At 68.1% G+C, this 21,201-nt stretch carries 21 protein-coding genes; 7 read left to right on the top strand and 14 right to left on the bottom strand.

The genetic code is table 11. The features are described from left to right. The first annotated feature begins 256 nt into the window (after positions 1-256). From LuPra_RS22780 to LuPra_RS32215, 3 genes are all read left to right on the top strand, one after another. Positions 257-1,612, top strand: coding sequence for a Gfo/Idh/MocA family protein (locus LuPra_RS22780; RefSeq protein WP_110172883.1), 1,356 nt, complete (start codon positions 257-259; stop codon positions 1,610-1,612). A 14-nt stretch (positions 1,613-1,626) separates the two neighbouring features. Continuing rightward, a complete protein-coding gene (locus LuPra_RS32220) occupies positions 1,627-1,803 on the top strand; it encodes a hypothetical protein (RefSeq protein ID WP_157899554.1) in 177 nt (58 codons plus the stop codon). 124 nt (positions 1,804-1,927) lie between these two features. Then, entirely contained in the window at positions 1,928-2,371 is a 444-nt protein-coding gene (locus LuPra_RS32215; protein WP_157899553.1) for a hypothetical protein, read from the top strand. Positions 2,372-2,490: 119 nt separating this feature from the next. On the opposite strand, the gene egtD is transcribed toward LuPra_RS32215, so the two are convergent. The 4 genes from egtD to LuPra_RS22755 all read right to left on the bottom strand — a co-directional run bounded on the left by egtD (position 2,491) and on the right by LuPra_RS22755 (position 6,775). Next, the gene (gene egtD, locus LuPra_RS22770) at positions 2,491-3,522 is read right to left on the bottom strand and encodes an L-histidine N(alpha)-methyltransferase (RefSeq protein WP_110172881.1); all 1,032 of its coding nucleotides are present in this window, start codon (positions 3,520-3,522) and stop codon (positions 2,491-2,493) included. Next, positions 3,519-4,898 carry an SUMF1/EgtB/PvdO family nonheme iron enzyme gene (locus tag LuPra_RS22765; protein ID WP_157899552.1) on the bottom strand — a complete coding sequence of 460 codons (1,380 nt, stop codon included), beginning with the start codon at positions 4,896-4,898 and terminating at the stop codon, positions 3,519-3,521. Before LuPra_RS22765 ends, egtD begins: the two co-directional genes overlap by 4 nt. A 50-nt stretch (positions 4,899-4,948) precedes the next feature. After that, positions 4,949-5,905, bottom strand: coding sequence for an MBL fold metallo-hydrolase (locus tag LuPra_RS22760; RefSeq protein WP_110172879.1), 957 nt, complete (start codon positions 5,903-5,905; stop codon positions 4,949-4,951). Between the two features lie 363 nt (positions 5,906-6,268). Further along, positions 6,269-6,775 (bottom strand): hypothetical protein, encoded by a 507-nt coding sequence (locus LuPra_RS22755; protein ID WP_110172878.1) that lies wholly within the window; start codon positions 6,773-6,775, stop codon positions 6,269-6,271. A gap of 664 nt (positions 6,776-7,439) precedes the next feature. On the opposite strand from LuPra_RS22755, the gene LuPra_RS32210 reads away from it, so the two are divergent. Then, positions 7,440-8,498: a PEGA domain-containing protein gene (locus LuPra_RS32210; RefSeq protein WP_157899551.1), complete on the top strand. Its 1,059-nt coding sequence runs from the start codon at positions 7,440-7,442 to the stop codon at positions 8,496-8,498. A 493-nt stretch (positions 8,499-8,991) separates the two neighbouring features. Here the strand turns inward: LuPra_RS32210 and LuPra_RS22740 are convergent, their stop codons facing one another. From LuPra_RS22740 to LuPra_RS33420, 8 genes are all read right to left on the bottom strand, one after another. Then, positions 8,992-10,134, bottom strand: coding sequence for an alpha/beta hydrolase (locus LuPra_RS22740; protein ID WP_110172875.1), 1,143 nt, complete (start codon positions 10,132-10,134; stop codon positions 8,992-8,994). A 44-nt stretch (positions 10,135-10,178) separates the two neighbouring features. After that, the gene (locus tag LuPra_RS22735) at positions 10,179-11,246 is read right to left on the bottom strand and encodes an endonuclease/exonuclease/phosphatase family protein (RefSeq protein WP_110172874.1); all 1,068 of its coding nucleotides are present in this window, start codon (positions 11,244-11,246) and stop codon (positions 10,179-10,181) included. Positions 11,247-11,400: 154 nt separating this feature from the next. Then, positions 11,401-11,904 carry a GNAT family N-acetyltransferase gene (locus LuPra_RS22730; protein WP_234800512.1) on the bottom strand — a complete coding sequence of 168 codons (504 nt, stop codon included), beginning with the start codon at positions 11,902-11,904 and terminating at the stop codon, positions 11,401-11,403. Then, positions 11,901-14,432, bottom strand: coding sequence for an ADOP family duplicated permease (locus LuPra_RS22725; protein WP_110172873.1), 2,532 nt, complete (start codon positions 14,430-14,432; stop codon positions 11,901-11,903). The genes LuPra_RS22730 and LuPra_RS22725 overlap by 4 nt, the downstream gene beginning before the upstream one ends. A 13-nt stretch (positions 14,433-14,445) precedes the next feature. Then, a complete protein-coding gene (locus LuPra_RS22720) occupies positions 14,446-14,784 on the bottom strand; it encodes a PadR family transcriptional regulator (RefSeq protein ID WP_110172872.1) in 339 nt (112 codons plus the stop codon). A gap of 68 nt (positions 14,785-14,852) precedes the next feature. Then, positions 14,853-16,175: an NTP/NDP exchange transporter gene (locus LuPra_RS22715; protein ID WP_110174827.1), complete on the bottom strand. Its 1,323-nt coding sequence runs from the start codon at positions 16,173-16,175 to the stop codon at positions 14,853-14,855. Between the two features lie 319 nt (positions 16,176-16,494). Further along, positions 16,495-17,040 (bottom strand): alpha-L-arabinofuranosidase C-terminal domain-containing protein, encoded by a 546-nt coding sequence (locus LuPra_RS33425; protein ID WP_169812029.1) that lies wholly within the window; start codon positions 17,038-17,040, stop codon positions 16,495-16,497. Beyond that, entirely contained in the window at positions 16,992-17,480 is a 489-nt protein-coding gene (locus LuPra_RS33420) for a hypothetical protein (protein ID WP_169812028.1), read from the bottom strand. The genes LuPra_RS33425 and LuPra_RS33420 overlap by 49 nt, the downstream gene beginning before the upstream one ends. Positions 17,481-17,620: 140 nt before the next feature. Here LuPra_RS33420 and LuPra_RS22705 point away from each other — a divergent pair, with 140 nt between their 5' ends. Continuing rightward, entirely contained in the window at positions 17,621-17,953 is a 333-nt protein-coding gene (locus LuPra_RS22705; protein ID WP_162271257.1) for a hypothetical protein, read from the top strand. On the opposite strand, the gene LuPra_RS22700 is transcribed toward LuPra_RS22705, so the two are convergent. Continuing rightward, a complete protein-coding gene (locus tag LuPra_RS22700; protein WP_110172869.1) occupies positions 17,943-18,752 on the bottom strand; it encodes an SDR family NAD(P)-dependent oxidoreductase in 810 nt (269 codons plus the stop codon). The genes LuPra_RS22705 and LuPra_RS22700 overlap by 11 nt on opposite strands. Before the next feature lie 76 nt (positions 18,753-18,828). Continuing rightward, entirely contained in the window at positions 18,829-20,280 is a 1,452-nt protein-coding gene (locus tag LuPra_RS22695) for a Gfo/Idh/MocA family protein (protein ID WP_110172868.1), read from the bottom strand. A 244-nt stretch (positions 20,281-20,524) separates the two neighbouring features. Here LuPra_RS22695 and LuPra_RS22690 point away from each other — a divergent pair, with 244 nt between their 5' ends. Both LuPra_RS22690 and LuPra_RS22685 read left to right on the top strand, forming a co-directional pair. Beyond that, positions 20,525-20,827, top strand: a complete 303-nt coding sequence (locus LuPra_RS22690; RefSeq protein ID WP_157899550.1) for a hypothetical protein — start codon at positions 20,525-20,527, stop codon at positions 20,825-20,827. A 57-nt stretch (positions 20,828-20,884) separates the two neighbouring features. Beyond that, positions 20,885-21,190: a hypothetical protein gene (locus LuPra_RS22685; protein ID WP_157899549.1), complete on the top strand. Its 306-nt coding sequence runs from the start codon at positions 20,885-20,887 to the stop codon at positions 21,188-21,190. Positions 21,191-21,201: the final 11 nt, after the last annotated feature.

Below are 21,201 nucleotides of genomic sequence, written 5' to 3'. Positions count from 1 at the left end.
GTGAGACGCCCTTGCAATCGATGGGCGACACGCAGGCAAATACCGGAATGCCGGAATGCCGGAATGCCGGAATGTCGAGAGCAGGGGCGCCGCGCGTGTTGCGTCACGGGCCGCGACGGTTGGTTCGACATTGCAGCCTTGCGGCATTGGCATTCGCGTGTTGATGAGCGGCGCGTGGGCCGGCATTCGCCGTTGTCTTGAGCGTTGAGCCCCTGGTGCTTGCATTCGGGCTCGAATGGCCATACAACGCGCGTGTATGCATCGCCGAGATTTCCTGAAGCAGGGCGGCACCGCGCTCGCCCTGGCCGCGCTGCCGGTGCCCGCCGCGATTGCGGCTCGGGCGCAACCCAGGCCTCCGCGGGTCGGGCTGATCGGCACCGGGTGGTACGGCAAGGCGGACCTGCTGCGGCTGATCCAGGTCGCGCCTGTCGACGTCGTGTCGATCTGTGACGTCGACTCCCAGATGCTCGCCGATGCCGCCGCGATCATCGCCACGCGTCAGGCCTCGAAGAAGCCGCCACGGACGTATCGCGACTACCGCGAGATGCTGAAGGAGCGCGATCTCGACATCGCGCTGATCGGGACACCAGACCATTGGCACGCGCTGGCAGCCATCGCCGCTCTCAAGTCGGGCGCGCATCTCTACCTGCAGAAGCCCGTCAGCGTCGACGTCGTCGAAGGGCAGGCGATCCTCGCCGCCGCGCGCAAGTACAAGCGCGTGGTACAGGTCGGCACGCAGCGTCGCAGCACTCCGCATCTGATCAACGCGCGCAATCGCGTGATCAAGGAAGGCCTGCTCGGCACCGTGGGGCTGGTCGAGATCTACTGCTACTACCACATGCGCACGCGGGAGAACCCGCCGGACACGACGCCACCCGCGACGCTCGACTACGAGATGTGGACGGGGCCGGCGCCGATGCGTCCGTACAACAAGCTCGTCCACCCGCGCAGTTGGCGCGCCTTCATGGAATACGGCAACGGCATCGTCGGCGACATGTGCATCCACATGCTCGACATGGTGCGGTGGTTGCTCGATCTCGGCATGCCGCTGGGAGTGAGTTCGACCGGCGGCATCCTGGTGGACAAGAACAGCAAGGCGAACATCAGCGATACGCAGACCGCCACGTTCGATTTCGCCGGCCTGCCAGTGGTGTGGACCCATCGCACGTATGGCGACGCGCCCGATCCCAAGTACCCGTGGGGTGCGACGATCTATGGCGACAAGGGCACCCTCAAGGCGAGCGTGATGGGCTGGGACTTCACGCCACGCGAGGGCGGAACACCGCTGCACGAGGACGTGACCTACGAGTTCGAGCAGTATCCCGAGGATCGCACCGAGAAGGACCTCGAGCGGCACGTGGCCCCCGCCATCCGCGGACACATGAAGAACCTCCTCGCCTGCATCGAGAGCGGCAACCGCCCGGTCGCCGACATCGAGCAGGGGTACATGTCGACGACTGCCTGCATTCTCGCGAACCACTCGATGAAGCTCGGTCGCTCGATCACCTGGGATGCCGCCGCGGGCCGCGTCGCCGGCGACGAGGAGGCCAACCGCCTGCTGGCGCGCCCGTACCGGGCGCCGTGGGACCACCCGAATCCGAAAGACGCGTAGTCCGCATTCCCGCATTGCGTGCCCGCGCTCCGTCCGACGGGCACGCCGCCAGCTGGGACCTCACCGACAGCGGGCGCGAAGCCAAGTTCTACCAGCTCACCGCCGCCGGCTGCCGGCAGCTCGACTCGGAGACCGCTTACTGGCTGCAGATGTCGCGCGCGATCGCGCTCGTGCTGCAGACGGGAGAGTAGGGATGGCCGGTTGGTGGCGTCCCCGCGTCCGCGCCGAGCAGCGCCTGTCCAGGGAGATCGAGTTCCACCTGGCCGAACGGGTCGCCGAACCCGTGCCGACGGGCAGCCGCCAGAAACCGCGGCGTTGCAGGCGCGCCGCGAACTCGGTCCAATCGATCCGATTCTCGAGGCATGCCGTGACCAGCGCTGGTGGCGCGGCCTCGACGACCTCGCGCGTGATGTCCGTTATGCGCTGCGGACGCTGGGGCACGCGCCCATCTTCGCGCTGGTCGCGATCCTGACGCTGACCCTCGGCATCGGCGCCAATGCCGCCCTGTTCCAGGTGTACGAGGCGCTGATGCTGCGGGCGCTGCCCGTGCAGGATGCCGAGCGGCTGCTCATGGGTGTTGCCGTCAGCGTCCCACTGGCGCGGTGGGTGGAGGGGCTGCTCTACGGCGTGACGGTGCGCGACCTCGGCACGTACGCGGTGGCGGGCGTGACGCTGGCGGTGGTGGGCGTCGCTGCCGCCTGGGTCCCGGCATGGCGGGCCTCCCGCATGAACCCGACCAGCGCGCTGCGGTCCACGTAGTCATTTGTCATTAGTCAGTAGTCATCAGTCATGACTTACGACCAATGACCAATGACCAATGACCAATGACCCATGACCAATGACCCATGACCCATGACCCATGGCCCATGACCCATGATTCACCGCGCCGCGGCGAGCGTCAGCAGGAAGCCTGCGTCCTGATCCTGCCAGGAGGCAATCGTGCTGAAGCCCGCCTCCCACAGCGTCTCGCCGAAGGTGGCCGATTCGTACTTGTAGGAACTCTCGGTCCAGATCGTTTCGCCGGCGTGGAAGTCGAGCACGAGCTTCGCGCCCGGCACGTGCACCCGTTGCTGCGCGAGGCTCACGAGGTGCATCTCCATGCGCTGCGCCCGCGAGTTCCACCGCGCGTCGTGGGCGAAGTGTTCGAGGTCGAAATCGGCCCCGAGTTCCCGATTCAGCCGCACCAGGAGGTTGCAGTTGAACGCGGCCGTGACGCCGAGCGGGTCGTCGTACGCGGCTTGCAGCTGCTCAACGGGTTTCACCAGGTCGGCGCCGATCAGCAGCGTGTCGCCACGTTCCATCGCGCCACGGATGTCCTGCAGCAGCGCTGCCGCTTCGGGCGGATCGAAGTTGCCGATGTTGGAGCCCAGGAACGCGACCAGCAATGTCTCGCCAGCGGTGCGCGAGAGTGTCACCTCCCGCAGGCCGACCTCGTAGCGCGCCACGTGTGTGTGGACGGCGACACCTGGAAGGCGCCGCAGCCGCGCCGATGCGGCATCGAGCGCGGTGGCCGAGACATCGACGAGATGGACGTCGAACGCCGGATCGTCGCCGCTGCCGTCCTGCATCAACGTGGCGAGCTTCTCGCCGTTGCCGGGTCCGAGTTCGACCACGCGGGGGCGACGTCCCGCCGCTTCGAGGATGGCAAGCCTGTGCGTCTGCAGCAGGGCCGTCTCGGCGCGGGTGATCGGATACCAGGGCAGGTGGCAGATGGCGTCGAACAGCGACGACCCGAGCGCATCGTAGAGCGCATGCGCGGGGAGTCGTCGCGGCCGATCACGTAACAGCGCGGCGACCTCCTCGGCAAACGTCAGCGTCGCCGTCGTCGCCGCGGCTGGTCCGCGCACAGGCACGCGATCCCGCAACGCAGGGCTGGGGGGCACCAGGCGCATCGGAGATGCTGGGCTCATGCGTGCACCTCCACGGTGCGGAACGTCGCGTAGACGAACGGGTAGCGTGGCCTGAACCAGTTGCGGAAGCTCGGGCGCAACAGTTCACGGGCGGTGGCCTGGGACGCGCCCTTCAGCACGAAGTGCGATCCATCGAAGAAGTCGGCGGAGTACTCCGGGTACGACGGGATCGGCGTGAAGCCGGCGAAGCCATCGAAAATCGTCGACGTCCACTCCCAGCCATTGCCGACCAGATCGTGCACACCCCACCCGGACTGGCCATCAGCATGGGTACCGACCGGTTCCGGTTCCCAGCTGTTGAAGTCGAACACGCCATGCGCCCTCGTCGGTGGCGCGTCGCCCCAGGGATGACGCCGCGGGAGCCCGTCCGGCCCCGTGTACGCCGCTCGCTGGAACTCGGCTTCGGTCGGCAGGCGCCGCCGCGTCCACTTCGCGTAAGCGTTGGCTTCCGCCTGGCTCACGTAGGCGGGCCATGCCATCGGCAGCGGCACGTATTCGAACATGCCGCGCCAGTGCCAACGCCCGTCGATGGACTCCCAGAAGCTCGGATGTGTGTGTGACTCGGACTGCAGCCACGTCCAGTCCTGTGGCGACCACCAGTGGGGGTCGCGGTAGCCACCAGCCTCCACGAACGCCAGGAAGTCTCCGTTGGTGACGTTCAGCCGTTGGATCCGGAACGCGTCGACATCCACGACCGGACCCGGGAACTCGTTGTCCCACCCGAAGCGCACGTGGGCGCGCACCGCGCCGAGGCTCGCCGGGCCCGCGGGGATCTCGATGTCTCCCTGCACGACGGTTCCCGGCTCGACGCGCACGGCGTAGTCGCGCGGCGCGCGCTTGGCGTCATGTGGCAGGCGGTGCCACATGTACAGCAGCGTCTCCTGGTGCATCGCCTCGTGTTCGAGGATGGCGTACACGGCCTCGGCGCGATCGAGCAGCGGATGCCCCGGCTGGTCGAGGTCCGCCTCCGTCAGTGCCTGGACGACCCGCGCATCGGCCGACTGCACGAACGTCTCGACGGTCTCCCGGTCAGGCCACGTGAACGCCGACGCATCATGACCGTCCTCGTCCGGGTCGATCCCGCGAGCGAAGAGGCGTTCGAGCCGTTGGTCGATGCCTGGCTGTCCGAGCCCACGCTTGACGAGCGTATTGAGGCTGAAGCCCGGCAAGTGGCCGACGTAGAAGACGATCGGATGGCGCTGGGCGATCGGTTGCGCGTACAACGTCTCCGGGACCAGCACATCGAACAGCGCGCGCGTGCGCGCGCGATTCCGCTCATACCAGTCGAGGGCGTCGCCGCGATCGATGCCGCGGATCACCCGCGGAGAAGTGGCGTCCGGTGCGGGGGAGGACAGCGTCTCAGGACTCGACTGCACGTGGCGACCCTTTCGAAGATGCACGGGGGACAGGTTGCGACCGTTCGATTTCAGCGGTCGCCTGGGAGGAAGCGGCGGCGTGGCGGTGCGCCTGGCCATTGCCGTCGCCACAGCCACGCGCCCGCCAATGCCGTGACCGCCAGTCCCGCGAGACCGCGCCGCACCGCCGCGGGCCATGGGTCGCGTGGCAGATCATGGCCTCCGTCCTCCCGCCGGCGCGCCGGCGCCCCGACGTAGCGACCACGCTCGGGAATCTCGAGGTGGAAGCCATCGGCAAACGCGCGCAAGCTCCGCGTGAGCCGCGGACCGGACATCGGCACGCCGTGGCCGGGTACGAGCACATTCGGGGAGAGGTCCGCCAGGTCACGCACCGAGCCCAGTGCCTCGCTCCAGTCGCTCGTGAAGTACGCAGGTGGACCGTGCAACGCTGGCGCCTGCATGATCACCGCGCCGAGCGACTCCTGCCGCACCGTGATCACCGCATCGCCCGAGACCAGCACCCGATCGGTGTCCCGGAACAACGACACGTGTCCATCCGTGTGTCCTGGCGTGTGCCACCACCGCCATCCCGGCAGGGGCGGAATCGCTCCATCGTCGGGGAGAGCTCGGACGCGCGTACTGATGTCGATGGGACCACAGGGGTAGAGGCGCGCGCACCACGCCATCAGCCCGCCGCCGACGGTGGGATCGGGCGGCGGATAAGCGCGGCGGCCAGTGAGATGCGCTAGTTCCAGCGCGTGCGCGTAGACGGGGACGTCCCACACGTCGAGCAGTCGCTCGAGATTACCCACATGGTCGAAATGCGCATGCGTCAGGACAATGGCGGCCGGCGGGCGGTCGCCGAATCGCGCTCGTGCCGCGCGCGCAATCACACGGAGATGGCCCGCAAGGCCGGCGTCCACGAGCACCCATCGGCCGTCTTGCGGCTCGGGCTCGACGAACACCACGTTCACCATCACCGTGCGTAACCACGCGACTCCGGGCGCCACGTCCTGGCTCAGCTGCATGCCGTGCTCCTTTGCGCTGCCTCATACAAGGGTCGCGCCATGTGCCGCGGGAAAGTGTGTGCAAGGGACAAGGCTCCCCCGCCGCGTTCATTTCGATACCTGCCATGGAGGGTATTTGGGCAGGCAGAGCTCGAGGAACGCTGAACGCCGAACGCCGAACGCTGAACGCTGATGCGGCGGCAGGCGAATGCCCGAAACATCGAGTGCCGTCGGGCCACGGGCGCCGGTGGCTGGGGCGGGGATTGCGCGAGCACGGGCGCAGGAGCATCTCTTGACGGCGGGGCGGTCGGACTCGGGACAGTCCGGTGGCCTTCAGCGGCCGGGCAAACGGGAGCGGGACGGGTGCCGCGCGCTCCCCGCGCCTCAGCTCGTGCCCCGTCCTCTCCGACGCTGGGCCGGTCGCGTTTCCTGCTGCTGCAGTTGCGAATCGTCCTCGCCCATGACCTTGAACGAACGGGTCACGCGCGAACGGACGCCGCTCGAGCCTTCGAGCGTGGCGACGATCTGATAATCGCCGGCGGGCAGTTCCTTCACGGAGAAGGTGTGCGCGCGTGCGCCCTCCATGCCGTCGAGCTGCCGCTCCGTGCTCGCGTAGAACGTCGGCGCATCGATGGAGAGTTGCAGCCGGCGATTGCCGGCATCGGGCGTGACACGCACGACGACGCGCAGGTCAGCGCCCGCGAAGGCGACGACGGGGGTGAACGTGACCGATTGGATCAGCTTGCTCTCCGGCGTCCCGTGGACGGCTGGCACCGGTTCAGCCGACGCGGCCGGTACCGGCGCCTGGGCGAGCGACGGAGACTGCACGCCAAAGAGGAAGCCAAGCACGACCAACGGTCGCACCATCGACGCCGACACGCGTGTACCCATCACACACCATCCAGAGAATGCGTGGACGCGGCACCTGTCTTGAACCTCCCCGAGCCCCGACGGGTGACCTTGAGCGGAGGCCATGAACGTACTGCGTTCCACTCGGCTCCGCAAGTCCTCTTTCATGCGCACGCCATACTCCTGTCATCTTTGGCCCATAACATCGCGATGGCAGCCGTCTGTCGTCCACCGTCCAACCCCCTGCCGACGGTGGCACGACGGTCACATGTCGTCTCGTCTTCGTCCTCTCGTCTTCGGTTGCCGCGCTCTGCCTGGCAAACGTTGCGATGGTCCGTGCCCGGGTCCTCCGCCATCCGCCCACCGCCACAGTGACGCCGGCTCCGACGCAGCAGCTCGTATGCGCGGGTCGCGTACTCGCCCGCGCTTTCCAAGCCTGCCCGATCGACGCGCCCCGCGAAGGGCATGGACGGCGGCGAGACCATGCGCTGCCTCGTGTCGGGATCTCCGAGTACCTCATGACGTTCGAGCGTTGAGCCTCGTGTCAGGTCGGCGAGGCGACACACGTCGCCAGAGGGTGACACTCAGTGGTGCTTGAGTGGCTCGCTCGTTCGTCGCGACGAGGAGACTGTCAATCGCAGGGGACATTCGCGCTGGTATTCGTCTTGCTCAACCTTGGATAGATGTCCTTTTCTTGGAGCGCCCCGTGAGACACCCCCTTCGCACCTTGGTGATCGCAACCGCGCTGGCGACGGCAATGACTCTCATCCCCGATGCCGCATTCGCGCAACGCGGTGGTCGCGGCGGTGAAGGTGGCGGTGGCGGGAGCCGAGGCGGTGGTGGCACTGCCGCTCCGCGCGGCGGCCACTCTACGGGGGGCGCGCCGGTCGTCGGGCATGCAGTACCACGCGGCGCCGCGCCTGGGCATCCCATCGCTGGCCGACCCGGCGGCGGCCACTACGGCGGTTACTACCGTCCCGGGTACGCGTATCCGCCCTATTGGAGCATGGGCTGGGGTTGGGGAGGCTATTGGGGCGGCTATTACGGTTGGGGCTACTGGGGACCTGGCTGGTGGGGCCCCGGATATGCCAGCAGCATGTGGTGGCCAGGTTATGGCTGGTGGGGCGGACCGGCGATGTACGCGCCCCCCTACTGGGGCATCACCAGTAATGCCCGCTTCCTGGTTACGCCGCGCAATGCCGAGGTGTACGTGGACGGCGCGCTGGCCGGCATCGTGGACCAGTACGACGGCACGTTCCAGAGCCTGACGCTGGCGCCCGGTACTCACCAGATCAGCCTGTTCCTGGATGGCTATCATCGGCAGGACTCCAACGTGTACGTCGCGCCGGGGTCGACGCTGAAGCTGCGTCACACGATGGAAGCGCTCCCGGAAGGCGCGACGCCTGACGAACGTCCCGTCCTGGCTCCGCGTCCGCAGCAGGCCGCCGTCGTAGCCGACCCCGACGGGTCGCCCACGACTGCGCCCGCCCCGGGTGCGCCGCGATCACCGCGCCCGATCGTCGGCGAGGCTGGCGTGCTGGTGATTCGCGTCCAGCCGGCTGACGCGGAGATCGTCATCGATGGCCAGCGCTGGCAGACGCCGGACGCGAAGAACCATCCGCTCGAGGTGCGCGTCCCGCCCGGTCGCGTTCGTGTCGAGGTCCGGAAGCCCGGCTTTGCGCCGTTCTCGACCGAGGTGACAGTGGAGCCCGGCGAGATCACGCCACTCAACGTGAGCCTGCCGCCACAGGGCGAAAAGCTCTGACCCTTGGCCGCCGCGCCAGCCGAGGCGTGGCGGCACCCGAACCCTCCCGCCACACGTCCGGGATGCGGGTGTCCTGCCCGCCCCCGTCACGTGTACTCCCACGAATTCGTGGGAGTCCTTCCTCATACGTAGTTTCTGCATCATCGCCAGCGGGGCTGAACGGCCTCGCTGGCTTCCTCCCGCCCAAACGCCAACGCGGGCCTGCATGGATGCGCGTCGATGTGCAGCACAAGGAGTCGCGGGAGTCCAGGGGTCGGCGTAACGCCTGGACGAACACCGGACGCTGAACGTCGAACGTTGAACATGGTCAGCGTCGAGCAAGCTCGACGCCTACGTTTCCTGGCGTGACGCAGCCGTCGACCTCAGGTCGACGGAAAGAAACGGGAATCGGGAATGGTCGTTGGCAGCGCCGGGCTGTCCCTTGGGCGCCGAAGCCCTTGGCGGAGGCGGCCAGCCCGGCGTTATGCAGCTCGTGTGGTAACCGCTTGCGGTGTCAGCGGAACAACTTGGGCGTGAACGCCGCGAGGTTCCGCCGCCACACCAGCCAGGTGTGCGCACCAGGTGTCTCGACAGCCTCGTGTGCGATGCCGCGCTCGGAGAGGAACGCACGCATCTGCCGGTTGGCCGTGATCAGGTTGTCCTCGGTCCCGCACGCGATCCAGAGCAGCTTGAGGCGCGCGCCCTCGTCTTTCGTCAACGCCGGGAACACCTGCGGGAACGTCGCCGGCTCGCCGAGGCCACCGGAGCTGAAGGCGCCGACCCAAGCGAAGCGATCGATGGCGTTCAAGCCGACGAACAGGCTCTCGGCCCCGCCCATCGAGAGACCTGCGATCGCACGTCGCTCGCGCCGCGCGTCGGCGTGGTAGTCGCGCTCGATGGCAGGGATGACTTCGGCAAACAGCGCATCACGATAGCCCTCCATGTTCTTCTGTCGCAGCTGGGGTGCACGCGGACCACGCGTCACGATCTCTGGCGTCCCGTAGCCGAGGGTCATGACGACGAGCATCGGCACGACCTTTCGCGCCGCGATCAGGTTGTCCAGAATGACGTGTGCCTGTCCGACCGCCGTCCACCCGCTGGCGTCGTCGCTGAAGCCGTGGAGCAGGTAGAGCACGGGATACCGCTCCTGGCGACGGGGATCGTAGCCGGGAGGCGTGTAGACGTAGTAGTCGCGGTGATCGCCGATGCGGGCCGACTTGTAGAAGTGATGATGCAGCTGTCCGCGTGGCACGTCCGCCATGTCCCAGGGCACGGCTTCGGCGCTCGAGGCTGGCCCTGGCACCCGCACCATGTTCGACATGTTGAGCAGGTTCGGCGCGACCCACCCATTGAGCGGATCGATCAAGGCCGAGCCGTCGACGTTGAACGTGTACTGGTAGATATCGGGTGCGAGTGGCGCAGTCGTGACCGACCACGTGCCCTGATCGTCGCGCGTCATCGCGAGGCGTTCCGCACCGGACCGCGACACGAATACCTGCTGCGCGTTCGGCGCCTTCAGGCGGAACGTGACCCGGCCATCACCCTGGACCTCCGGTGAGACCAGGGGCGGCGCCTGGGGTTGCGCCTGCGCCCTCCCCGCCACCGCCAGCGTCAGCAGGGCCATCATCGCCAGCATGCCGTGTTGCAGTCGTCTCATGTGCGTGCACTCCAGCGAGGCCCGTCGGGCGTCGCGCGATGGGGTCAGTTCGTGCCGACATCCAGTGTCGCGACGACAGGATAGTGGTCCGAGCCGAAGAGCGCATCGAGACGCCTGTGTGTCGTCTGCACCGTCCCGGGCAGCCGGGGGAACAGGTAATCGAGCCGCCACGCATTCTGCATCGTCGGGCGCGTGTCTTCGGAAGGAAATGTGCCGAATGCGTCGCGAAGCAGGCGCAGCGCCTCCTCCCGCGGGCCGAGCCACACGTTGAAGTCGCCGCCGACGAGGGCGGGCAGGGCTGCTGACGTGCCGGCGGTTGGCGACAACGCCAGCGCGCCGATAAGCGCCTCGGCCTGCCGGGTGCGCGAGGCGCCGGCGCGGGCCCAGAAGCGGCGCGCGCCCGACCGGTTCTCGAGATGCACGCTGACGACACGCAGCCGCCAGGCACGGCCGTCCGCCGACGTGCCGTGTACGACCCCGGACAGGGCCACGCGCCGCTGCCGCTCGATCGGCAGTTCGATGGCCTCCAGGTCGGTCAGCGGGAGCGACGACAGGATGGCGACGCCACGATCGGCAGCCATCGCGCCGTCAGGACGCAGCCGATTGCGCTTGCCAGGCAGGTAGGCGAGGTGCCACCCGAGGCGGCTCACGATGGACGGGATGTCCTGGACACCGGTGGAATCGGTCTCGATCGAGGCGGTGGTGGCAGCCCTTGCCGACGGCAGCGATCTCACAACCTCCTGCAGCAGCACCACGACGGCATCGGGTGCGGGTCGGTCAGGAGCGCCGCGACGGAGCGCGTCGACGAGCGAGAGGACATCACCGCGCCCGTCATGCATGTTCCAGGTGGCGACGAGCACGCGTTGCGCGCGCGGGGAGTCCTGCGTGGGCGTCGGCAGGATCGGCCGGCCCACCTGCGCGCACCTCGCATCGAGGGCGCGTCGTTCGCCATCCTCGACCGGTCGAATCCACGCGACGGGCACGTCGGGCGACACGGCTTCGGTGGCCCGGCAACTCGCATGAGGCCCCGGCGCGACGGCCATGCGAACCGGGCTTGCGCAGCCCGTCGCCAAACCGAGTCCGACCAAGGCGATCACGAATCCGCGCATCATCGTTGCTGTCCCTCGCGCCACCGCGTCCCGATTCGCAATTCCCCGATTCCGGATCGACGACGCCGGGCTGGCCGCCTCCGCCAAGGCTTCGGCGCCCAAGGGACAGCCCGGCGCTACCTTGCGTACCCGGTACCCGGAACCCGGTACCCGGCCCTCACAACTCCCTCGTCATCTCGATCATCGTGCGCCTGAACCCATGCCGTGCGAACAGTCGCTGTCCACCCGCATTCTGCTCGGCGGTACAGAGGAGCACGCGCGGCATGCCGCGGCCGCGCAGCCACTCGATGGCGGCGTCGAGCAGCTGCGATCCCGCGCCACCGTCGCGATGCCCGGGCTCGACGACCAGGTCGTGGATGAAGCCGGACTGGTCACGGAGTTCCTTCCAGGACAGGGGCTCGATTGCCGCGTACACATAGCCGATCACGGCGCCCTCGAGCTCGGCGACCAGGACGAGACAGCCCTTGTCCTCGATTTGCCTGCCGAGGAACCAGGCGTAGCCGCGCTCGGGATCGGTGCCAGGTGAGAGGAAGCGCTGGGCGTCGAAGTCGTGATGCACGCGCATCAGCAGCGCGCCGAGATGCCCGAGCACGGGCAGGTCCGCAGCGGTGGCGGAGCGGATCAGGATGGGCACGACACCGGTCAGGATACGCGCAATCACTCCGCCTTCAGCGCCTGCGTCGGCGCGACGTGAATGGCTCGCAGGACCGGCGCGGCGCTGGCCAGCACCGCCGTCAGCGTGAGCGCGAGCAGGACCGCGGCATAGCTGACCGGATCGGCGGGGCTGACGCCCGGCACGAGGAACGCTGCCAGCGGACGCGTCAGCAAAAGCGCGGCGCCAAGTCCGATGACCGCCCCCAATCCAACCAGCCAGACGGCCTCGCCGAGCACCAGGCGCACGATGTTCGATCGACCGGCGCCGACCGCCATGCGGATGCCGATCTCGCGGCGTCGTCGCGTCACCGAGTACGCGATGACACCGTAGAGCCCGACCGCCGCCAACCCGAGGCCGAGCAGGCCCAGGCTGCCGAGCATCGTCGCGCCGACCTGGCTCGGCAGCATGGCGAACGCCATGCTCGCCGCCATCGGCTCCACGGTCACGCCCGCGGCCGGTTCGACGCCCCGCAACGCTGCGACGACTGCCGGTACCGCGAGTGCGGGCGGACCGGTGACCTGCGCGATCAGCTGCACGCGCGATCGTTCGACACCCTTCAGCGCCAGGTGTTCGTAGAGCTGCGGGAGGGGCTCCTCACCGAGGGTACGGTTCTTGGTGCCTTCGACGACGCCGACGACGCGATAGAGGGTGGTGGCATTGCCGTCATGGCGGAAGCTGCGGCCCACGGCTGGCCGCTGCGGCGAGTAGCGGCGTGTCCATTCACGGTTCACGATCACGGGCGTCGCGGCGCTGTCTTCGCGCGGCGCGAAAGTACTGCCGGATACGAATGGAATCGCCATCACCTGGAAGTAGCGAGGTGACACCGCATTCCAGTGCACTGCCACCTCTACCCGTTCTCCGGAGTCGGCAAAGATGATGGGTCGCCTGTAGTTGGAGCCGTCGGTCAGCGGCACGAGGTACGCGGCGGCGCTGGCGCCAATGCCTGGCGCGGCGTCCATGGCCTGCAGGGCGCTGGCGACGAAGGCACGGGAGCGCTGCGGATCGTCATAGCGTGCCGAGGGCAGGTGCACGTCGGCGCGGATGGTCTGGAGCGTGTCGAAGCCCGGGCTGATGCGGCCGGCCTCGAACAGGTTGCGCAGGAAGAGCACGCTCGTCGTGAGTACGACGAAGGCCACCGCAACCTGCGCCACGACCAGGCCGCGACGCAGCCTCAGACGGCCGCCTCGGCGCCCGGACACCGCGAGCGACTCCCGGGTGGCCTGCCAGGCCGGCAGGACACCTGCCGCCAACGAGGCGAGGAACATCAGGACGACGGAGTAAACGAGGACGCGGCTGTCGAGATCGAGCTGCAAACGCACCGGGACGGGCAGAGGCAGGGTGATCCGCTCGGCGCCCCAAGCGAGGAGTTGACGCAGGAAGAAGCCGCACGCGAGCCCGAGCACGGCCAGCACCAGGCTTTCGGCAAGCAGCTGCTGCAGCAATCGCCCGCGGCTGGCCCCGAGCGCCAGGCGCACGGCCATCTCCTCGCTGCGTCCTGCCGCGCGTGCCAGCAGGAGGCCGGCGACGTTGACGCACGCCAGCAGCAGGACGAGGCCTACTACAGCGAGCAGCACCGCGGAGAAGAGGACCAGCATTCGCGAGTTCGTCGCTGCCAACCGGGCTCGACCTGCCACCGGCGTGGCGACGACGTTGCGCGCGTATTCCTCACCGGGGTGCGTGCGATCGAGCTGGACGGCGATGGCCTCGGCGCGGCTGCGCGCCGTATCGGCGGACGTGCCCGGCTCGACCCGCACGTAGATCTGCAGCCCCGCGTCGGGCCGGAACTGCGGCACGAACACGTCCGGCGAGAAGCCCATGCCGATGAGCGTGCGGTGCCGGGCCGGCAGGACGCCCGTGATCGTGTACATCCGGCCGTCGAGGCGTAGCGATCGGCCGACGATGGCCGGGTCGCTGCCCAGCGCGTCGCGCCAGAAACGATGGCTCAGGACCACCACGTCGTGGGGATCGTCGGCGTTGTAGCCGCGACCATGCAACATCGGAATACCGAGTCCGGCAAAGTAGTTCGTCGTCGTGTCGACCCCGTAGAGGGGGCGCGTGTCGGTGCCGGTATCCCAGTTGACCGAAGACTCCTCGCGTTCTCCGACGACTTCACGGAAGGCACCGCTGCGGCGCAGTTGCTCGACGACGTCGCGTGGCGCGTGGGAACTGCCACCGAGCCGCAGGCCGACCCACTCGTCGGGCGAGACGATCGACGGCGTCCCCAGCAGGACCGACATCACGAGCGAGAAGATCGCGACGTTGACGCCGATGCCGAAGCCGAGCGACAGCAGCGCGCTCAGCACGAGCCCGGGGCTTCGGCGCAGTCCGCGCGTGGCGTACCGCAGGTCGCGCCACACGTTCTCGATGGCGGTGAAATGCCAGAGGTCGCGGACCTGTTCCTGCACGACGAGGGTGTTGCCGAACGGGGTGGCGTTGCCATGCGACGCCGCCATGTCGCGATGGAATGCGATCTCGGCCTCGAGCTCACGTTCGAGCCGGCGCCGGCGAAAGATCTTGCGGAGTGTGCGACGCATGCGGAGGTCCTCGCTAGGGCTGGTTCGCGAGGACGCGACCGACGGCCATGGAGAGTCGCGTCCACGTGTCGTGCTGCGCCGCCAGGACGCGCCGCCCGTGCCGGGTCAGCTCGTAGTACTTGGCCTTGCGGTTGTTCTCGGACAGGCCCCACGTGGCGGCGATCGCGCCGTCGAGTTCGAGTCGATAGAGCGCCGGGTACAGGGAGCCCTCCTCGACGCGCAGCACCTCGTCCGACAACAGGTGGATCGTCTGCGCGATCGCATAGCCGTGCAGCGAGCCGCGCTGCAGGGCATGGAGGATCAGCAGGTCGAGGGTGCCCTGGAGCAGGGCAGGGGCGGGGGACTTGGCCACGATGCTCCCTCTGACGATCTAGGGAAGAAGGAAGTTCCCTCGACCGTCAGGGGGAGTCCCGCAGTCGGTCAGGAGGCCGTGGCCCTGCTGACCGCGGGCCCGTCGAGTTCGCCCGCCCGGGCGAGCTTCTCCTGGCGGCGGCCCAGCCAGAACGCGTTCAGCAGCCACACCGCCGAGACGGGGACGGCGACGTAGAGTGCAATGCCAGGGAGTGCCAGGCCCAGCGCGCCGAGCGCCGTGTACGACCACGCGCCGACCTGGTCGCCGAGGCGGTAGACCGCCGTGTCGATGAAGCTCTTGGCCTTGTACTTGTCCTCTCGCGACAGCACGGTGAACAGCAACTCGCGCGTTGGACGTGCGATCGCGAAGTTGCCGGCGCGACGCGTCACCTGCAGCGCCACGATGGCGGTGATGGTCGGCATCATGCCGAGCCAGCCAAAGCCCAGCACGCTGAAGAGCGGCAGAATCGACAGCGTCAGTGCGACGCCGAGAGCCTTGAGGATGCGGCTGGTGAGGAACAGTTGCGTCAGCAGGGTCAACGCGTTGACTGCCAGGTCCACGCGTCCGAAGAACGCCGTGCGCGCTTCACGCGTGGAGAAGGTGTGGGCGGCGATGTCCACCTGCTGGAAGTAGAGCACCGTGGACGTGAACGTGTAGAGCAGCATGTAGACGGCCACATTGAGCAGATAGGGGCTGCTCAGCGCGCGGGAGACGCCGGCCATCATGCCTCCGCCGATCGGGGCTTCTTCGCGTGCCACGCCCGTCGCGGTCTGCAGCGCGGTGGCGATGGCCGAGAGGCGCCGCATGGCTAGCACGGCGATCTCCAGGAGCACCACCGACACGAGCAGCAGAGGCGTCGCGCCAATACGTTCGGCGAGGAACGCAGGCACCGACGATCCGAGAAGCGCACCGACCGTGGCGCCGGCGGCGATGAACCCGAACAGGCGCTTGCCTTGTTCGCGGCTGAAGACGTCCACCAGAAAGGCCCAGAAGACCGACACGACGAAGAGGTTGAAGACCGACGTCCAGACGAAGAACACGCCGCCTGCCCATTTCTGCACGACCGCGCCGCCCATGAGGAACAGCGCGAAGAACACCAGCAGGTTGGCCTGGAAGAACCGGTAGGTGACGCTGATGAACCGCAGCCGCGGCAGTCGGGAGACCAGCGCCGCGTACGGCGGGTTGACCAGCAGCATCGCGATCAACGTGCCGGTGAACAGCCACGGCAGCTTTTCGACACCGCTCTCGGCTCCCATCGCGTCGCGGATGGGGCGGATGACGTAGTAGGCAAACAGCACGCTGAAGTAGAACAGCGAGGCCCACAACAGCGCCGCCGTCTCCCCGGGACGGACGTCGATGAGGCGTCGCAATGGCCCTGACTTGTCGGTCATGATTGCGTAGTGTAACGACACCACCCCAGGAAGGCGTGTCACCACCGGGGACACGCGCGCCCCGGCTGTTCCCTCCGCCGGCCACGAAGGTTGTGTCGAGTGCTCCTTACGGCACTCGGAAGTATCAACCGGCCGTCCGGCTGCTGACGGCGTTTGCCGGTCTTTGCTTCGTACTGCTGGCGACGGCCCAGCTGCCCGTCCGCGCGTACGGCGACGGCCCGATGTTCGCGGCGTTGGTGGACCAGGGCCTGATCGTCCCGCGGCGGTGCGCGGCTACGTCTACGAGGCTGGATCGTCACGCCAGAGGATCGGGACGCGCTCATCGGCGCGCGACGCGAATTACGCTGAACGAACTGGCCGGCAGCGTCCGCTCCAGGCGACCTCCCGTAACAGTGACGGACTCGTGCGACGGGCGGACGCGGTCGGGCTGCGCGAACGTGTTCTCGGCATCCGGCGGACCCGTGAGGACCCAGGTCTCGGCAGATGTCGCCGTGGTACCCACCGAGAGCGACACGGGCATGGCCGTTGACGACGGGTTCACGAGCTTCAGGATGACCGTGGTGCCATCGTCAGCCATCGCGGCGCTCGCGAACACGCCGCGTGTGCCGTTGGCTGGCGAGCCCTCCATCGTCAATGGCAGGACACGCGCGCCGCGGTGGGCACCGAACAACTGCTGCACGCGGTACGACGGCGTGCCGAATGCGCGCAGGTTGTCAAACCAGATCAGGTTCGGCGTCCACCGCCAGGCGTCGATGTGCGCGAGCAGTGGGGCATACGCGGACAGGCGTACGACGTCGGCGTTGCGCTCGAGGCCGGTCATGAACGCCGCCTCCGCAACCGCGGCGCGCAGCGTGCTCGGTCGCATCGGGAGCGCTCGCCCTTGCGCACGCCGACGCCGCGAAAGCCGTCGTTGACGACGCCGAAGCGGCCGCGGTCCGACCGGACGCGCAGGTAGTGGGGATTGGCGGGTCCTGGCCCGGTATCGGCTCGGACGTCGACGGCGCCGGCCGTGCCGTCCACCCAGGCCCGCTTCCACCCCATCATCGCGTCGGCGAACTCGAACGAGCGGTTCTTGATCTTCTCGGCATAGAGGCCGCCATCCGCGCCGAAGTTGATGTCCTCGAAGAAGATGCCGTACATCGTCGGGGCGATGTCGGCGCCCGGGTGATCGGTATCCACGACGATGGCCAGGGGGGCCACGGCCGGGGTCTGCGCCAGGAGCGTCACGCCGACGCTGCCGAGGGTGCCGAGGACAATGAGGGAATCCAGCGCATGCTTGGTTTCCGGGTCGCGGCATTGTGTCATCACGCCGCGGTGTCCGGACAGGGGAGCGACGACCCCTGGGGCCCCGATTGAAGCTTCGGGTCGAACGAGCCGATTTCCTTTCACGCAGACCCGCGGGCAGGGACGGCTCGAGCCCCGCGCGGCATCCTGGAGAGACAACGATGCGTGCACGTGTACTGGCAGGAGTGGTGATCCTCGCGGCTTCCGGTGGTTGCTCCACCATGAAGGTCACGACGACCCCGGAGAAGATCGATCGGCCGGCCACGGGCACGCCGGGCACGTTCGTGCGCGAGGACGGCTATCCGAACCTGGGCACGGTGTGCCTGGCGGCCCTGCTCGACATGCAGGACAAGAGCACCATCCAGCTCGTACGTACCCTGCACAATGGGCAGGGCGACTACCGCGTGACCGCGGGCAAGTACGGTGTGGGCGAGCACGAACTGCTGCGCGTCGATTGCACCACCGCGCACCCGATCGGCATCGTCAAGGAATAGTAGTCGGCTGGCCGGGCGGCGGATCGGGCTGCTGCCAGGCGCTCATCCCGCCGTCCACCAGCAGCATCTGGCCGTGGATGTGCCAGGCGGCGTCGCTGAGCAGGAAGGCGGCGGCTTCGCCACACACCTCGGGCCCCGGCACCGCGCGGTTCGGCGTGTGCATCTGCATCCAGGCCATCGCCTTTGGATCGGACAGGAACGCCTCCGTGAGCGGGGTCCTGACCAGGCCGGGAGCCATCCCGTTGACGCGGATGCCCTTCGGCGCCAGCGAGACGCACAGTGTCTTCACCATCATCTCGACGGCTCCCTTCGACGTGTCGTAGGCCGCGTGATTCGACTCGGCGAGGCGGCCGTTGATCGATCCCGTGAAGAGCACGCGCCCCTGCGTGCCCTGTTCCACCCAGCGGCGTGCGAACTGCTGCGTCAGGAAGAACGGCGCGTGCACGTTCAGGCGCATGGTGCGCTCGAACAGATCGGCGCTGACATCCAGGAAGTGCATCGTGTCGAGGCAGGTGCCGGCGTTGTTGACCAGCAGGTCGATGGCTGGCATCGCCGCCGTCGCTTCACGGAAGAGGCGTTCGGTCGCCGCGACGGGGCGCGAGGAGAGATCGCCCTCGACCACCGCGACCTGAACTCCCAATGCGGCACATTGAGCGCGGGTCTGATCGGCCTGCGGGTCGCTGCGCAGTCCGTGCAGGACGACGTCGGCGCCCGCCCTGGCGATGGCCACGGCGATGGCGCGGCCGACGCCCTGGGTTGCGCCGGTGACGAGGGCCCGGTGGCCCCTCAGGGTCAGCATCGAGGCATGCTACCGGAAATGGCAACGGGCGCGTCCGGAGACGCGCCCGTTCGAGTGCAGCTTCCAACTAGTGCAGTCAGGGCAGCTGCGCGGCAGCGGATGTGGGGAGCGACGGCGGGATGCCGTATTCGCGGTCGGTGACCAGGCCAGGCATGGGCACCGGGTAGCGGCCGTCGGCATCCGCGACCACCGGTGCGGGGCCGTCCATCGTCAGCGTGTCGACGCCCGGGGCGAACTCGTGGGTGCCGTTGAGGATCTCGTCGTAGGTGATGACGCGGCCGGTGTGTGCGGCCATGCGCCCCATGCTGGTCACGAGGCTCGCTTCGACGCCGCGCCGCACCTCGTTGTAGGGGCGGTCGTTCCGGATCGCGTCGATGAGGTCGAGCCACTCCACGCGGTACGGGTTGCGCTCGTTCTCGGGATACGCCCAGGCGAGGTTGGCCGGGTCTGGATTGTGCCCCGAGTAGATGCGGCTGCGCGCCGGCGTGTGCTCCTTCGACGAGATCACCGCCAGGCCCTTCGTGCCGTGCGCGTACGAGGCGAACTCCGCCCAGGCGCCGGTCATGGTGCGGCCGTCCAGGTGCAGCTTGGTGCCGTCGGGGAACGTGTACTCGACCGAGTAGGTGTCGAAGTTCTGATCGACGTAGTCGCCACGATAATGGCGTCCGCCGACGGCCTGTGCCTTCACCGGCCAGGCTTCCTTCATCATGCAGGTCTCGTCGATGTTGTGGATGTAGAAGTCGGAGTACATCCCGCCCGACGCCCACAGGAAGCCGTGGAACCGGCGCAGCTGGTACATGACCTCGGTCATCGGCTGCGTGGCGTCGCCGACGACCTGCGGCGTGATGCCGTTCTTCACCTGCTTCTTGGTGAAGGCCGATCCGCCCGGGCCATGCATGCGGTAGGCGCGCATCGAGACGATCTCGCCGATCTGGCCGTCCTTGATGCGGCGCAGCAACTCGTTGCGGGCGTCGCAATGGCGACACATCAGGCCGACACCGACCTTGAGGTTCTTGCGCACCGACTGCTGCCCGAGCTCGAACATCTTCCTGGAGGTGGGGCCGTCGACGGTGACCGGCTTCTCCATGAAGACGTTGAGGCCCTTCTTGATCGCGTAGTCGAAGTGCACCCAGCGGAAGGCGGGCGGCGTCGCGAGGATGACGACGTCGCCGGGCTTGAGCACGTCCATCGCCTTCTGGTAGCCGTCGAAGCCGAGAAACTTGTTGTCGTCCTTGACGGCCATGCCATCGCCGATCCGGTTGGCCAGCGACTTGAAGCTGCGCGTGAGCTTGTCCTCGAAGATGTCGGCCATCGCCACCAGCTTCAGGGGCCCGTTCTTGGTGGCCATGGCATCGACGATTGCGCCGGTGCCGCGGCCGCCGCAGCCGACCAGCGCGAACTGGATCGCGTTGCCTTCGGCGCCGTGTACGGCTGGCGCGTTCAGCGTGGCCAGGGTCGACGCCGCGGCGACCTGGCCGAGACGTTGCGCGAAGCTGCGCCGAGAGAGTCCGCTTTGGTCACCGTCCATCTGTCATGCCTCCTGGCTGGCTTGCGGGCACGTCGTTGCCACGGCGCCGCGTCATGTCTGCGCACCGGCTCGGGACCACCAATCCACTCGCGGTACGTTCGCTCACGAGCATACGCCATCGTGGGTGCGGGACTGTGATCCGTTCGCGACACGATTCCCGCCGGTACATGAAATCTGGCCGAAAGTATCAACGACCGACAATTCGCCACTCCACGCCGACGCCGGCCTCGACTACGATGGGCTCATGACCAACGACGGCGCTCCGAAGAGCCGGCTCGAACTCGTGATGGAGAAGCTGCGGCAGCAGGATGAGGCGAAAGGCATCACCCAGGTGTCGCTCACCGACGCGCAGCGGGAGGCCATCGCCGCGGCGAAGAAGCAGTACGAGGCGCGCGTCGCGCAGCGGCGCATCATGCACCAGACCGCGGTCTCGGGAACCTTCGATCCGGCCGCGATCATGGAGCGTGAAGAGGAGCTGCGGCGCGACCTGGCGCGATTCGAGCGCGAGCACGAAGAGACGCTCGCGGGCATCCGTCGGGGCGAGTAGCCGCTACCGGGCGGTTGTACATCAGCCGTCGGCGAACAGCTGCGCCAGGGAGTGTCCGTGAGATCCCGGGTCGTTTCACTCGCTGTCATCGTCGTCGTTGCGTGCCTCGCCGCCACGCTGCCAGCGCAGGCGCCGACATCACCGCAAGACCAGACCGACACGATTCGCCGGATGCTGACGCAACTGCACGAGAACGGCGAGTTCACCGGCAGCGTGCTCGTCGCTCGCGCGGGCACGGTGATCGAAGCGGTCCAAGGCCTTGCTGGGACGGTCCTCGCTACGCTCGATGTCCAGCCCGTGACCGGCGGAGCGGCCAGCGAGAGCGCCTCCAACGGTCTCCTCGTCGCCCTGCCGGCGGAATGATGGCAGACCCG

The organism is Luteitalea pratensis, assembly GCF_001618865.1.
Lineage (GTDB): Bacteria > Acidobacteriota > Vicinamibacteria > Vicinamibacterales > Vicinamibacteraceae > Luteitalea > Luteitalea pratensis.
This window is presented reverse-complemented; position numbering and strand designations above follow the sequence as displayed.

What these genes read in the sequence shown, in the direction of transcription:
- LuPra_RS22780 (WP_110172883.1), top strand. Translation starts at nt 257, where the DNA reads ATGCATCGCCGAGATTTCCTGAAGCAGGGCGGCACCGCGCTCGCCCTG.
- egtD (WP_110172881.1), bottom strand. Translation starts at nt 3,522, where the DNA reads ATGAGCCCAGCATCTCCGATGCGCCTGGTGCCCCCCAGCCCTGCGTTG.
- LuPra_RS22760 (WP_110172879.1), bottom strand. Translation starts at nt 5,905, where the DNA reads ATGCAGCTGAGCCAGGACGTGGCGCCCGGAGTCGCGTGGTTACGCACG.
- LuPra_RS22755 (WP_110172878.1), bottom strand. Translation starts at nt 6,775, where the DNA reads ATGGGTACACGCGTGTCGGCGTCGATGGTGCGACCGTTGGTCGTGCTT.
- LuPra_RS22740 (WP_110172875.1), bottom strand. Translation starts at nt 10,134, where the DNA reads ATGAGACGACTGCAACACGGCATGCTGGCGATGATGGCCCTGCTGACG.
- LuPra_RS22735 (WP_110172874.1), bottom strand. Translation starts at nt 11,246, where the DNA reads ATGATGCGCGGATTCGTGATCGCCTTGGTCGGACTCGGTTTGGCGACG.
- LuPra_RS22725 (WP_110172873.1), bottom strand. Translation starts at nt 14,432, where the DNA reads ATGCGTCGCACACTCCGCAAGATCTTTCGCCGGCGCCGGCTCGAACGT.
- LuPra_RS22715 (WP_110174827.1), bottom strand. Translation starts at nt 16,175, where the DNA reads ATGACCGACAAGTCAGGGCCATTGCGACGCCTCATCGACGTCCGTCCC.
- LuPra_RS33425 (WP_169812029.1), bottom strand. Translation starts at nt 17,040, where the DNA reads ATGCGACCGAGCACGCTGCGCGCCGCGGTTGCGGAGGCGGCGTTCATG.
- LuPra_RS33420 (WP_169812028.1), bottom strand. Translation starts at nt 17,480, where the DNA reads ATGACACAATGCCGCGACCCGGAAACCAAGCATGCGCTGGATTCCCTC.
- LuPra_RS22705 (WP_162271257.1), top strand. Translation starts at nt 17,621, where the DNA reads ATGCGTGCACGTGTACTGGCAGGAGTGGTGATCCTCGCGGCTTCCGGT.
- LuPra_RS22700 (WP_110172869.1), bottom strand. Translation starts at nt 18,752, where the DNA reads ATGCTGACCCTGAGGGGCCACCGGGCCCTCGTCACCGGCGCAACCCAG.
- LuPra_RS22695 (WP_110172868.1), bottom strand. Translation starts at nt 20,280, where the DNA reads ATGGACGGTGACCAAAGCGGACTCTCTCGGCGCAGCTTCGCGCAACGT.
- LuPra_RS22690 (WP_157899550.1), top strand. Translation starts at nt 20,525, where the DNA reads ATGACCAACGACGGCGCTCCGAAGAGCCGGCTCGAACTCGTGATGGAG.